The following is a 13595-nucleotide window of genomic DNA, read 5'->3' on the forward strand; positions in this document are numbered from 1 at the left end:
CCTTCCATTGCCAATTAGCTCAATGAAAACTCGTCCGTGCTTCACCCTGATGGGCCGCGCCTTCCTGGCGCTGGCCCTTTCTTTTTCCCCCTTGATGTCGCTGCGCGCGCTGGCCGCCGAGACCGCCGCTACGGCTGGCGCCAGCGCTTCCGCGCTGGAAAATTCCGTCGTCAAGGTGTTTTCCACCTTGCGCGGGCCGGACCCGTATAAACCCTGGAGCAAGGCCGCGCCGCAAGAGGTGACGGGTTCCGGCGTCGTCATCGAGGGCCGCCGCATCCTCACCAATGCGCACGTGGTCGGCTATGCCAGCCAGGTGCAGATCCAGGCCAATGGCGCGGGCGACAAGATACCGGCGACCGTGCTGGCCATTTCGCGCGGCATGGACCTGGCCTTGCTGAAGATCGACGACGACAGCTTTTTCGCCAGCCATAAGGCGGTGCCGCGCGCGAGCGTCTTGCCGGACGTGCGCGATGCCGTGCTGGCCTACGGCTATCCGACGGGCGGCACCTCGCTGTCGATCACCAAGGGCATCGTCTCGCGCATCGAGTTCGTGCGCTATAACTTCCCTGTTTCCGGCCTGCGCATCCAGATCGATGCGGCCATCAATCCGGGCAATAGCGGCGGCCCCGTGATTGCCGGCGACAAGATGATCGGCCTGGCCTTTGCCGGCATGCTCAATGCGCAAAACATCGGCTACATCATCCCCAACGAGGAAATCGAGCTGTTCCTGCGCGACCAGGAAAGTGGTGCGCCCAAGGGCAAGCCGGTCATGCGCGACGTCACGCAAACCCTGGAAAATCCCGCGTTGCGCACGTATTTGAAACTGGCCAAGGGCGTCGAGGGCGCCGTCGTGATGACGCCGGCCAGCAAGGATGCGGCCTACCCGCTCAAGGAGTGGGATGTCATCACGCATATCGGCGATTTTCCCATCGATAACCAGGGCATGGTCAAGCTGAATGCCAACAGCCGCGTGCGCTTTCAGTACCGGGTGCAGCAGCTGGCGAAAGACGGCGAATTGCCGTTGACGGTGGTGCGCCAGGGCGCGCCCCTGAAAATCAAGGTGCCTGTCTCGGCCGCGCACCCGATGCTCATTGCCAGCTTGCAGGGCAACTACCCATCCTATTTCATCTTCGGCCCGATGGTGTTTTCGCGCGCCACCACGGAATTCATGGCGGCGCCGAACAGCAATCCGGCGACGCTGTTGGGTATGAGTTTTGCCGGCAATCCGCTGATGACGCGGCGCGGCGACGCGCCCGATGCCGAGCGCGAGGAACTGGTGGTGATCGCCGCGCCGTTCTTCCCGCACAAGCTGATGAACGGCTACAGCACGCGTTTCTTCTCGGTCGTCGATTCCGTCAATGGCGTGCGCGTGCGCAGCCTGGCGCACCTGGTGGCCTTGCTGCGCGACCAGACCGATGAGTTGCTGACCTTCCGCTTCCAGCAGCGCGATGCGGAAATGCTCGTCGTGCCCCGCAAGGACATGCTGGCGGCGACGGAATCGGTGTTGACGGACAATGGCATCCGTTCGGAAGCGTCGCCCGACATGCTGAAGATCTGGAATGCAAAAACGCCGGCGAACTGAGCGTTCCCGGCGTTCCGTATGACCACAGGCGCGGCGCATACCGCGCCTGTCTTATTTTATGCCAGCACTTTTTTCAGCCACGCGCCAATGGCGTCGATCTCTTCCTGGCACAGCGAGTGCTGCATCATGTATTCGTGCCATTCCACCTTGTAGCCCATGCCGGTGAGCAAGTCGCGCGACTGCTGCGCGCGGCCGATCGGCACCACGGGGTCGGCCGTGCCGTGTGCCATGAAGATCGGCGTCTGCAGGCTCGCTGGCGTGCGCTCGGCCGCCGTCTTGTCGGCCAGCGGCAGATAGCCGGACAAACACATCAGGCCGGCCAGCGGTTCCGCGTGGCGCAAGCCCGTTTGCAGGGTCATGGCGCAGCCTTGCGAGAAGCCGGCCAGGATGATGCGGCTGGCAGGGATGCCGCGCGCCTTTTCGCGCGCGATCAGCGCTTCGATCTGTGCCTGCGAGGCGCGCAGGCCGCCCTCATCTTCGCGGCGCACGAGGTCGTTCACGAGGATGTCGTACCAGGCGCGCATCACATAGCCGTTGTTGATGGTGACGGGCATGGTGCCGGCGCTGGGGAAAATGAAGCGGATGGCGGGGCAGCCGCGCAGGTCGAGTTCCTTGACCAGGGGCACGAAGTCGTTGCCGTCGGCGCCCAGGCCGTGCATCCAGATGATGGAGACGGTGGGGTTCGGTGCACTGTCGAGTTCTATGGTTTCCAGCAAGGTGCTCATGTATTTTCCTCTGGTAGTGGTTGCGCCGGACGCAGCGCCGATTTGGGACGGAAGGCCTTGCAGATGGCCGGGTCGGTTTCCATATAGGGACCTTTGATCAGGTCGATGCAATATGGCACGGCGGCAAAGATGCCGTTCACCAGTTGCACGCCGTCGGCGTCTTTCAAGCCTTCCAGCGTTTCCTTGATGGCTTTCGGCTGGCCCGGCAAGTTCATGATCAGGCAAGCGCGCTCGGGCGTCTCGCGGATCACGGCCACCTGGCGCGACAGGATGGCCGTCGGCACGAATTGCAGGCTGATCTGGCGCATCTGTTCGCCGAAACCGGGCATTTCCTTGGTGCCCACGCTGAGCGTGGCGTCCGGCGTCACGTCGCGCCGCGCCGGACCCGTGCCGCCCGTCGTCAGGATCAGATGGCAGTGGTTGAGGTCGACCATGTCGATCAGGGTGTTTTCAATTTGCGAGCGCTCGTCCGGGATCAGGCGTTTTTCCAGGCGGAACGGCGTGCGGATGGCGGCGGAGAGCCAGCTTTCCAGGGCGGGGATGCCCAGGTCTTCATACACGCCGCCGCTGGCGCGGTCGGAGATCGACACGAGGCCGATAATCAATTCGTCTTCGAGAGTGGTGGACATCGGTCACCTATAAAGTCTGGAGTGGCATAAAAACAATAAAACCGGGATTGTCCCGGTTTTTTGTCCATCCTTATGTTTCGGACGGCGAATTACTCGTCGTCTTCCGCTTCTGCGCCATCTTCATCGGCATCTTTCTTGCCGCTGTTGTTCTTCTTGGCGATCTCTTTCAAGATCTGGAAGATTTCGCGGTAGGCTTTCGGCGGCTTGTTCTCGGCTTGCTCCTTGCGGGCATTGCGGATCAGGGTGCGCAGGTGCTGCACGTCCAGTTCCGGGTTTTCCGACAGCAAGACGGTCAATGCCTTGTCGTCCGTCAACAGCTTGTCGCGGCGGCGTTCCATCGCGTGCATATTGGCCGTGTCGGCTTTCGACAAGCCTTTCCAGCTATCGATGGTGCGTTGGATGGCGGCAACTTCTTCTTCATCCAGGGTACGCATCTTCTTGCCCACGTATTGCAGCTGGCGGCGGCGGCCTTCGTGATCCTTGATGTTCTGGCATTCGAGAATGGCGTCGCGCACGTCTTCCGGCATCGGGACGCGCTTGACGCGGTCGCGTGCTTCATTGACGAGTTCTTCGCCCAGCTTTTGCAGGACGGTCATCTGGCGCTTGAGTTCCGACTTCGACGGACGTTCATATTCCTGTTCGAATTCGGTGGATTGGAAGCCGCAAGCTCCCCGGTTTGGATTTGGCATGATAAGGCGGGATTGGCCGCGTAGGCCGCACCTGTAAACTGTAAACGACTGCTATGATAACCTTTTTAGCGGCTTTCCGAAGAAAACAGCGCATGAACGACTCCGTATTTACCCATAGTCAAGAGCAATTGCAGCAACTGGCCCGTGATGTGTTGTCTTTTGCGCGGGAAGCGGGCGGCACCGACGCTGCCGTCGAAGTCAGCGAAGGCGGCGGCCTGTCCGTTTCTGTACGAAAAGGCAAGATCGAGACGATCGAGCAAAACAAGGACAAGGGCATGGGCGTGACCGTGTTTGTCGGCAAGAAACGCGGCAATGCCAGCACTTCCGACTTTTCGCCGTCGGCCCTGCGCGCCACGGTCGATGCCGCCTACAACATCGCCCGCTTCACGGCCGAAGACGATTGCGCGGGCCTGGCCGACGCCGACATGCTGGAAATGTCCCCCCGCGATTTGCAACTGTTCTATCCCTGGCGCATTTCGACCGAGGAAGCCGTCGCACTGGCCCAGCGCGCCGAGGCGGCCGCGTTTGCCGTCGATCCGCGCATCACGAACAGCGAGGGCGCCAGCGTGCACGTGCAGCAATCGCACTTTGTGTCCGCCAATTCGCGCGGCTTCATCGGTGGCTACCCGTTTTCGCGCCATACGCTGTCCGTGGCACCCATCGCCGGCAAGGGCGCGAAGATGCAGCGCGACGACTGGTATTCGTCCGTGCGCGACGCCGCCAAGATGTCGAGCCCGGAAGCCATCGGCCGCTATGCCGCCGAGCGCGCGCTGTCGCGCCTGAACGCGCGCAAGCTGGGCACGCGCACCTGTCCCGTGCTGTTCGAGGCGCCGCTGGCGGCCGGTTTGCTCGGTACCTATGTGCAAGCGACCTCGGGTGGCGCCCTGTACCGCAAATCCACCTTCCTGAACGATTCCCTGGGCACGCAAGTGCTGCCGTCGCACGTGCAGATATTTGAAGATCCGCACGTGATCGGCGGCGTCGGTTCCGCGCCGTTCGACGAAGAGGGCGTCAAGACTGTCAGCCGCGACGTCGTCAAGGATGGCGTGGTGCAAGGCTATTTCCTGTCGACCTATACGGCCCGCAAGCTGGGCATGCAGACGACGGGCAACGCGGGCGGTTCGCACAATCTGTACCTGACCTCGAACCTGACGGCCGCCAACGATGATTTTGTTGCCATGCTGAAAAAGCTGGGCACGGGCTTGCTGGTGACGGAACTGATGGGACAAGGAACCAATTACGTGACGGGCGACTATTCGCGCGGCGCCTCCGGTTTCTGGGTGGAAAACGGCGTGATCCAGTATCCGGTGGAAGAAATCACCATCGCCGGCAACATGAAGGACATGCTGCGCAACATCGTCGCCGTGGGCGCCGACGTGCTGCGCCGCGGCACCAAAGAGACGGGTTCCATCCTCATCGAGAGCATGGTGGTGGCGGGCGGCTGAACGCTTGGTGGCTCGCCGCGGCAACGCCGCGCACGCGCCCCCCGCTTTACTGCTGGACTTGATAGCCGTCCGTCAGGGTGGCCAAAAACTTCACCATATCCTCGATCTCGCCCGCCGTCAGCGCCGGCGCCATGCCACGCTTGCGGTCGAATGGCGCTTCGCTGACGTTCACGTTGGCGCGGTACCTGGCAGGTAGGTCATTGAATTTCTGCACTTTCCCTCGTTGGTCGCGCGGATACCATTCTTGCGGATGCGTATCGCGCCGCACATAGAAACGCAGCGCATCCGTCAGGTTGTCGAACACGCCGTTATGGAAAAACACCTGGCGCGTGGCCACATTGCGCAGGCTGGGCACCTTGAAGGCGCCGCATAACTCCGCTTTTTTTGCCAGGTCCGTGCGGTCGGGGCCGCACAAGCCCAGATCGAAATAGGCGGGGTCGGCCGTGGCGGGAATGCGCGTATTGCGCGGCACGCCCAGATTGTCGAAACTGAAGTCCGTAAACAAGGGCGGCGCGCCATGTTCGCCCCGCACGCTGGGGTGGCAAGCGGCGCAATTGCCCTTGCGTTCATCGTTGAACAGGGCCAGGCCACGCAATTCCGCCAGCTCCAGCGGAACCTTGTTGGCCAGGTAGAGGTCATATTTGGAATCGTAGCGGTGGAAGTCCGGCTCTTCCTGCTGGAATTGCTGCAAGGCATAGGTAATGCGGCGAAATGCCTGTTGCGGTTGCGTAAAGATGGCAGCGCCAAAGACGTGCCGGAATGCTTCCGCGTAACTGCCGTTGCGCAGCCGTTCCACCACTTCATCCGTGCTGGCATTGGCCATTTCGTGCGGTGCAAGGAAGGGCCGTTCCGCCTGTTCCGCGAGGCTGGCGGCGCGGCCGTCCCAGTTGATGCCGCCGTTGGGCGCGCCTTCCCCATCAAAGCGGAAGGGCGGAGTGTGTTCCAGGTAGCGCAGCGATGGCGTGGCGCGGTAGCCGTGCGTCTGACCATCGGCGCCCCCCAGTTGCACGGCCAACTTGTTGGCTGGCGCGTAAGCATGGGCCGGGTCATGGCAACTGGCGCACGACTGCTTGCCCGAGGCGGACAGGCTGGCATCATGGAAGATGCGCCGCCCCAGCTGTGCTGCAGGGCTCAGTTCGGCCGCTGTGCCTGGCATGCTGTGAAAACCAAGCAACAAAAATATGCACACGTGTGCAAATCGGGTCGGTGAAAATCGCGCCTCAGCGCGTGGCTGGTCTTTGATGGTCATATGCGGGATGCTTATCGGCAAGGCGAGGGACGAACAATGTTGCACCCAGTATAGGCAGCAATGGACGGCGTGGCAACGATTTGCGATGCTGCGTTGCGCCATGGCTTAGTGCCTATTCCAGTAAGGAGCGTCTTCTGCAGGCAGTTCATCAGGAGCGCGGACAAGGCGTGAGGAGGACGCGTGACGAGCCACGCGACGACGATCAACGCAGTCCCCGCTTCTGAGGGGCGCCAGCAGGGAATGTATTCATTTACCGGGATAGGCTCTTAGTGCCGTTGCCGCCGCGCCAGAGGGCGGCAACGGCGGCTGGCTGCTGCCCGGCCAGATCAGTATTGTTCCCACTCGCCTTCCGCCACCATGGCCGGCGCGGCGCTCTTGCGGCTGGCGGGGGCGTTGGCGACGAGCCGGGGCTGGGCCGCCGTGGCGGCTGCGGGCCATGGTGCCGGCTTTGGCGCCGGCCGTGCTGCTGGCGCTGCTGGCGCCAGCGCCTGTGTGCCGTCGAGCTTGAACACGCTGACGGCTTCGGCCAGGATGCCCGCCTGATCCTGCAGCGCTTCGGATGCGGCGGCCGCCTCTTCCACGAGGGCTGCATTTTGCTGGGTCACGGCGTCCATCTCCGTGATGGCCTGGTTGATCTGTTCAATCCCCGCTTCCTGCTCGTTGCTGGCGGACGTGATCTCGGCCATGATGTCCGTGACGCGCCGCACGCTATTGACGATTTCCTCCATGGTGCTGCCCGCCTGGTTCACGAGGGTGCTGCCAAGACTGACCTGGTGTACGGAATCGTCGATGAGGATCTTGATTTCCTTGGCGGCGGAGGCGGAGCGGTGGGCCAGGTTGCGCACTTCCGTGGCGACCACGGCAAAGCCCCGTCCCTGTTCGCCTGCCCTGGCTGCTTCCACGGCCGCATTCAGCGCCAGGATATTGGTCTGGAAGGCAATCCCGTCGATAACGCTGATGATGTCGACGATTTTCTTCGACGAGGCATTGATGGAATCCATGGTCGTGATCACTTCCGCCACCACCTGACCGCCCTTGCTGGCCACGCTGGAGGCCGATTGCGCCATCTGGTTGGCCTGGCGCGCGTTTTCGCCATTCTGCTTGACGGTCGACGTCAGTTCTTCCATCGACGAGGCCGTTTCTTCCAGCGAGCTGGCTTGCTGTTCTGTGCGCGAAGACAGGTCCATATTGCCGGAGGCGATTTCACGCGAGCCGTGGGCGATGGCGTCCGTGCCATGGCGCACGCGGGCCACGATGCCTTGCAGATTGTCGTTCATCTCTTTCAAGGCGCGCAGCAACTGGCCCGTTTCATCGTTGCCGCGCGCGTCGATGCTGACCGACAAGTCGCCGGCCGCTACCCGTTGCGCCACCTTGACGGCTTCGGCGATGGGCCGGCTGATGGAGCGGCTGATCAGGATAGCCAGCGCGATGGCAATGGCCGCCGCCGCGATGGACAAGGACAGTGTCAGGATGATGGCCATACGCCCGTCGGCGGTGGCTTGCTTGCCTTCGCTTTCCATCAGCGATTCCTGGAAGCTGGCCATGGCCGCCAGTGCCGTCAGGAATTTTTCTTGGGGATAACGCAGCTGCGTCAGCAGGAAGATGCCCGCCGTTTCCGATTTGCCTTCTTGTAATAGCTTGATGTTCGCATCGCGCGTCTTGGCATAGCTTTCGCGGCTGCTCATCACGGCCTGCAGCAGCTCCTGGCCCTTGGGCGTGTTGATCATGGTTTTCAGGCGCGCCAGCAGCTCCGTGTTCTTTTTGATCGAGGTCTGAATCTTGGTCACGGAGCTGCTGACCTCGTCGGCGTCGTTGGCGCCGATGATGGCGATGCTCAGCAGGCGGGCCTGGATATTGACCTCGGACTGTATCGTATTCGACAACATGACCTTGACATAGCGGTCGTTGAGAATTTTTTCCGTCGAGGCATTGATGTTGCGGATGCGGCTGATGGAAACAAATGCCACCATGGCAAGCAGGACAATAATCAAGCCGAAACTGACGGACAGGCGGGTACTAATTTTAAGCTTAGACATAGGTCATTCATCCTCGGCGAAAAGCGGAAAGCGTGCGCTGGGAATCGTCCCGCGGACAGGCTGTGTCCATGCAAGACGATGCTGATGCGGTCAGTTTGCGTTACAGAAAGCTAATTCGGCAGGGACAGGGCCGTGGATGCGTATTGCCGGTGGCCGGGAAGTCGTGGCGACCCGCCCGGCGAGATATTCTTGCGGGGCAGCGCAGCGTGGCGCGGCCCGATTCTGTTGCTTAGTGTAGGACGATAATTTCTGACAGGCAAGATGTTAGGAAAAAAAACCGCTCGGCCAGCAACGCTTGTCGTGCGGTCAAAAAAAAGGCTATGTCACCATCAGATGTGGGAACACTCCCAGCGTTGCCTTCAATAATGTTTCCGGCGAACGGATACGCCCGGCGTCGAGTATCCAGCGCCAGCCCAGATAATTCGGCAGGTAGCGCGTCGCCACGCCGTGAAAGGGGCGTAGCCATGCCCGCAGGCGGCTCTGATATGCATTGACGTTCTGTACATGCGCGGCGCCCTGCACACGGATGCCTGCGCGCAAATTGACGGCCTGGTGGCTGATCCCCGTTTCCTTGGCAAAAGCGCGATAGGCGGCATGGCCATCGGTGACCAGCAAAATGTCCTTGTCGATGAAGCGTGGCAGGCAGGCATGCAGCTGCGCTGTCGTCAGCGCTCCTTTTCCCGTGATGAAATCGAGGGTCTGCCCCGTGCGGTCGCGCGCCACCAATATGCAGACCTGCTCATCGGAAATGCCGCGCTGGCGGGCATGGCCGCCCCGGCGGCGCGCCGGACGCGTCAGATGCCGCGCGCCCTTTTCCGATTCGAGCACATACAGTTCGTCCGCTTCGGCGATGCCATGCAGGCAATGCGGCCGGTCCGTTTTTGCCAACGATAAAAACCGGTGGCGCCAGCGAAAGGTGGTGTTGCGGTGCACGCCCAGCANGCTGCAGTCCATGCGCATGGCCATGCCGGTGCGCATGACTGCTATTGCAGGCAGGACAGTGCAATCGCTGCCGGGCCACGCTTTCGATCAGTGCCGCGGCAGCGCCCTGCGGTGCGCTTGCTCGCAGCAGAGCGATACCCGCCAGGCGTTGACGACGGTTCAGTGCGGCGAACTGGGCAATGAAAGTGTTCCATTGAGCTACCTGCATGAAAAGCTCCCGTTTGTCTGCGATGCACAGTCAGACAGCAGGGACACAGGAAGATTCCCGGATGTCCCCTACTTAGCGGGGACAGAGCCAAAAAAATGCCCCGGCGAGCGGGGCATGGGATCAAGCGGGCCGTGTCGGCCCAGGCGCTCAGGCGCGCAAGGTGGACAGGATAGGTTGCAGCACGGCCGCGCCCAGGGCGGCGCTGCGGGCGCCGCTCCAGCCCGTTTGCGGGTCGGGATCGTTGGCGTTGTCCTTGAACGGCAATTCCAGGGTCAGCGACAGGCAGCCGAAGGCGTGCGTGATGTGGGGCGAGCCCATGGTCAGCACTTCCGGCGTGAACGGGCCGTCTTCATAGCCGTGTTCATCCTGGAAGTCGGGGCTGGCCACCTTGAAGTCGGCGATGAAGCGCTCTTGCTCGGCTTTTTGTGCCGGCGTGAAATTTTCCAGCGCATCGCTGCCGGCCACGAACACGTACGGCAAGCCTTCGTCGCCATGCACGTCGAGGAACAGGTCGCAGCCGATTTCATGCATCTTCTGTTTCACCAGGAACACTTCCGGGCTGCGCTCCATCGTTGGCGTCATCCATTCGCGGTTCAGGTTGGCGCCGGCCGCGTTGGTGCGCAGGTTGCCGTGCACGGACCCGTCCGGGTTCATGTTCGGCACCACATAGAAGACGGCGTCCTGCAGGCACTGGCGCGCAAACGGGTTGGCCTGGTCCAGCAGTGCTTCGAGCATGCCTTCGACAAACCACTCGGCCATCGTTTCACCGGGATGCTGGCGCGCAATGACCCAGACTTTTTTCTCGGCATCGGCGTCGCCGACGACCAGCAGATTCATGTCGCGGCCTTCCACCGTGCTGCCCAGGTCGATCAAGCGCACGAGCGGCGACGCTTGCGCGCTGTCGATCAGGGCCAGGTGGCGGTCCCATGGATACGGCTCGAAATAGGCGTAATACACGCTTTCTTCTTCCGGCGTGTGCTCGATGGTCATCACCGTGCCGTCAAAGCTGGTCGGCACGCGGAACCAGGTTTCGCGGTCGTAGCTGGCCACGGCCTGATAATCTTTCCAGCCGTCCGGGTAGGCCGACTTGCCGGCATTCATGAAGCGGATCGTGCACGCCTCGCCCTGCGCGCCTTGCAGGCGGAAGTAAAACCACTGCGTGATGTCGGCGTGGGAATCCTTGCGGATGTTCAGCTCGATGGATTGGGCATCGTCGGCGCGCAGCACCTCGATCGCACCGGCGTCGAATTGCTGGCTGATTTTAATGGTCATGAGTGTTCCTGATAAAAACGTATGGGTTTTGCATCGTGTGCAATGGCGCGATGATACCCGTTTTAGGCGCGCCTTTGTGCTGGCGCAAACGAGGGCAGACGTGCTTTGCTAACGTGATAGCTCCGACAAAGGGAGACCACCATGGACACCAACGGCAACCACATACGCGAACTGGAAAAGAAAATCAGCGCCCTCAGCGACGCACTGGCGCACCTGGGCAAGGGCACGACCTTGCAGGAATTGCTGCGCATCATACGTTTCCCCGGCTATACGACGCCGGCCGAATTCACCTTCAACGTCGCCATCCTCGACACCATGCTGGTGCAGGCCAATGCGCTGGAAAAACTGGGGCAGGATTTGTTGGCGGGGGCCAAGCAAGTGGTGGTGAAACAGTGAGCCGGCAGTGACTGACAACACCTCACAAAACCGTAGCGAGCGGAAGGGAGTTGTGGTTGAGAAGCGCAACTGTACGAAGGTGCAGTGCGCATCGCAGGCCGCGACCACCGACGCGCAGTAAGTTTTGATAGCTGTTCTTATTTCTGAACGCCTGAAAAATGTTCAGGGCAAGGCGCAGGGCCGCAGGCAGTACGAATGTACGCCAGGCCCTGCAACGCCGCCATGGACGTTTTCTCAGGTGTTCAGGCCGCCGAAACGTTCAAAAAACCATGGCTCCACGTCCGGCGCGTGCTCATCCTCGCGCCGCAGGGTGGCCAGGATGTGCTCCTCGGCCGCCGCATACGTGATGCGGTACAGATCGCGTGCCAGCGCATAGGCTTGCGTGCCGGGCCACGGTTCGGGCAGCAGTTCGACGGGTAGTTGCGGGTCGTGCAGCTGCACGCGGCGGTAGGCGTGCGTCAGCAGCGAGCGGATGACGAACGCTTGCTCGGGATCGAAGGCGGGCGCCTCTTGCAGCAGGGTCAGCAGGGGCTGGAAGCTGGCGATGAATTTTTCGTAGCCAGCCATTACTTCCGACAAGTCCCAGCAGTCGCCCACCATGTCGCGCAGGGGACGCGTGCTGACGCCAGGCAGTTCCGTGGTGTGGCAGACATACAGCTTGCCCTGCACCTCGTTGCGCACGAGGATATCTTCCAGCGCCTCCGTATTGCTGGCCGGGTGGCCAAAGATACCAGGGGAGATCAAGCCGTAGCCCGCCCACAATAATTCCTTGCGCAGCGCGCCCCGTTCGGCGGCGCCGATGCTGCCGGCCGGCCCGATCACCAGGGTCCAGCTGCCATCCCAATGTACGACCAGCGGCGCATAGATGCGGCGGTAGGCACGCTCGAAACGGGCCATGGCGTCCGGACGTATCGTATAGGCGCTGCGGCGGCCATCCCTTTGCGAACTGAGCCAGCCTTCCTGCGCCAGGCGGAAGACGCTGGTGCGCAATAGCCTGTCGTTGACGCCAAACGGCGCGAGCAATTCGATCAGGCTGCCCAGCCAGATGGCGCCGCCGCGCGGCACGATGGCGTCGCCGAATATCGTTATCACCAGGGACTTCGAGCGCGGTGGGTCGCTTTCCAGGAAATCGGCTATCCATGCCGTGCAGCGGGTGTTCTTCATGTGGTTCCGGTCTGGCCGTGTTGCGGTCGGTTCAATAAAAGCAGCAGTTTACTTGGCTGCGCGGGTAGCGCGGCAATAATTTGCCGGGAGGCGGGTAGCATCCCCGATGCTGTTTTCTCATAAGCAATATCATACGCACAAAAAAACCGCACAAGATACGATTTTTTAAAATGATTCACATCAAGTGTATGCAAATCGTTTTTTGTATCGTATTATCTGTTCATCGCACCGCGTTGCTGCGCAAAATCAAAGACATGGGAGACACATCATGTACGCACAAATGGTTGAAACCGGCCTCAAGAACGTCCGCTCCATCGACGACATGGGCCAGGAAGAGCGCGCTTTCCAGGCGCGCATCGACGAAGGCATCAAGATCGAAGCCAAGGACTGGATGCCGGACGCTTACCGCAAGACCTTGATCCGCCAGATTTCGCAGCACGCGCACTCGGAAATCGTCGGCCAATTGCCCGAAGGTAACTGGGTCACGCGTGCCCCGACCCTGAAACGCAAATCGATCCTGCTGGCCAAGATCCAGGACGAAGCGGGCCACGGCCTGTACCTGTATAGCGCCGCGGAAACCCTGGGCGTGTCGCGCGACGACTTGCTCGCTGCCTTGCACTCGGGCAAAGCCAAATATTCGAGCATCTTTAACTATCCCACGCTGTCGTGGGCCGACATGGGCGCCATCGGCTGGCTGGTCGACGGCTCGGCCATCATCAACCAGATTCCCCTGTGCCGCTGCTCCTACGCTCCGTATGCGCGCGCCATGATCCGCGTGTGCAAGGAAGAATCGTTCCATGCGCGCCAGGGTTACGACATCATGATGTCGCTGTGCAAGGGTACGCCCGCACAGAAGGCCATGGCGCAAGATGCCTTGAACCGCTGGTGGTGGCCATCGCTGATGATGTTCGGCCCCTCCGACGCCGCCTCCGTCAACAGCGCCCAGTCGGCGCAATGGCGCATCAAGCTGTTCTCGAACGATGAATTGCGCCAGCGCATGGTCGACCAGACCGTGCCGCAAATCGAATACCTGGGCCTGACCGTGCCCGATCCCGACCTGAAGTTCAACGCGGAGACGGGCCATTATGAATTCGGCGAGATCGACTGGTCCGAGTTCAACAATGTTCTGAAGGGCAATGGCCCGTGCAACCGCGAGCGTTTGCAAACGCGCGTGAAAGCGTATGAAGACGGCGCATGGTTCCGCGATGCCTTGGTCGCCTATGCCGACAAGCAAGCCGCTAGCAAAGCAGCAGCGTAA

The 13595-nt window shown here is 61.4% G+C and carries 11 protein-coding genes and 1 pseudogene; 4 read left to right on the plus strand and 8 right to left on the minus strand.

Going from position 1 to position 13595, the window contains the following annotated elements; translation table 11 throughout:
- Window positions 1-22: 22 nt before the first annotated feature.
- Window positions 23-1582: a S1C family serine protease gene (locus tag CBW66_RS20420; RefSeq protein WP_230492092.1), complete on the plus strand. Its 1560-nt coding sequence runs from the start codon at window positions 23-25 to the stop codon at window positions 1580-1582.
- A gap of 56 nt (window positions 1583-1638) precedes the next feature.
- Here CBW66_RS20420 and CBW66_RS20425 read toward each other — a convergent pair whose 3' ends face one another.
- The 3 genes from CBW66_RS20425 to yjgA all read right to left on the minus strand — a co-directional run bounded on the left by CBW66_RS20425 (window position 1639) and on the right by yjgA (window position 3625).
- Window positions 1639-2307, minus strand: a complete 669-nt coding sequence (locus tag CBW66_RS20425; RefSeq protein ID WP_086137176.1) for an alpha/beta hydrolase — start codon at window positions 2305-2307, stop codon at window positions 1639-1641.
- Entirely contained in the window at window positions 2304-2936 is a 633-nt protein-coding gene (gene mog / locus CBW66_RS20430; RefSeq protein ID WP_086137175.1) for a molybdopterin adenylyltransferase, read from the minus strand. Before mog ends, CBW66_RS20425 begins: the two co-directional genes overlap by 4 nt.
- An 89-nt stretch (window positions 2937-3025) precedes the next feature.
- Window positions 3026-3625: a ribosome biogenesis factor YjgA gene (yjgA, locus tag CBW66_RS20435; RefSeq protein ID WP_086137174.1), complete on the minus strand. Its 600-nt coding sequence runs from the start codon at window positions 3623-3625 to the stop codon at window positions 3026-3028.
- Between the two features lie 92 nt (window positions 3626-3717).
- Here yjgA and pmbA point away from each other — a divergent pair, with 92 nt between their 5' ends.
- Window positions 3718-5070: a metalloprotease PmbA gene (pmbA, locus tag CBW66_RS20440; RefSeq protein ID WP_086137173.1), complete on the plus strand. Its 1353-nt coding sequence runs from the start codon at window positions 3718-3720 to the stop codon at window positions 5068-5070.
- A 46-nt stretch (window positions 5071-5116) separates the two neighbouring features.
- Here the strand turns inward: pmbA and CBW66_RS20445 are convergent, their stop codons facing one another.
- The 4 genes and pseudogenes from CBW66_RS20445 to CBW66_RS20460 form a co-directional block, all read right to left on the minus strand.
- A complete protein-coding gene (locus CBW66_RS20445; protein ID WP_230492093.1) occupies window positions 5117-6226 on the minus strand; it encodes a cytochrome-c peroxidase in 1110 nt (369 codons plus the stop codon).
- Between the two features lie 419 nt (window positions 6227-6645).
- On the minus strand, window positions 6646-8355 hold the full coding sequence (locus CBW66_RS20450) for a methyl-accepting chemotaxis protein (RefSeq protein WP_086137171.1): 1710 nt from the start codon (window positions 8353-8355) through the stop codon (window positions 6646-6648).
- 318 nt (window positions 8356-8673) lie between these two features.
- Window positions 8674-9505 (minus strand): annotated as a pseudogene (locus tag CBW66_RS20455) (IS1595 family transposase).
- 147 nt (window positions 9506-9652) lie between these two features.
- Window positions 9653-10777, minus strand: a complete 1125-nt coding sequence (locus CBW66_RS20460; RefSeq protein ID WP_086137170.1) for a M14-type cytosolic carboxypeptidase — start codon at window positions 10775-10777, stop codon at window positions 9653-9655.
- A gap of 141 nt (window positions 10778-10918) precedes the next feature.
- On the opposite strand from CBW66_RS20460, the gene CBW66_RS20465 reads away from it, so the two are divergent.
- Window positions 10919-11173: a hypothetical protein gene (locus CBW66_RS20465; RefSeq protein ID WP_086137169.1), complete on the plus strand. Its 255-nt coding sequence runs from the start codon at window positions 10919-10921 to the stop codon at window positions 11171-11173.
- A 234-nt stretch (window positions 11174-11407) separates the two neighbouring features.
- Here CBW66_RS20465 and paaX read toward each other — a convergent pair whose 3' ends face one another.
- Complete coding sequence (gene paaX, locus CBW66_RS20470; RefSeq protein ID WP_086137168.1) at window positions 11408-12337, minus strand: phenylacetic acid degradation operon negative regulatory protein PaaX; 930 nt, start codon at window positions 12335-12337, stop codon at window positions 11408-11410.
- A gap of 268 nt (window positions 12338-12605) precedes the next feature.
- On the opposite strand from paaX, the gene paaA reads away from it, so the two are divergent.
- On the plus strand, window positions 12606-13595 hold the full coding sequence (gene paaA / locus CBW66_RS20475) for a 1,2-phenylacetyl-CoA epoxidase subunit PaaA (protein WP_086137167.1): 990 nt from the start codon (window positions 12606-12608) through the stop codon (window positions 13593-13595).

The organism is Janthinobacterium sp. GW456P, from assembly GCF_002127655.1.
GTDB lineage: Bacteria > Pseudomonadota > Gammaproteobacteria > Burkholderiales > Burkholderiaceae_D > Janthinobacterium.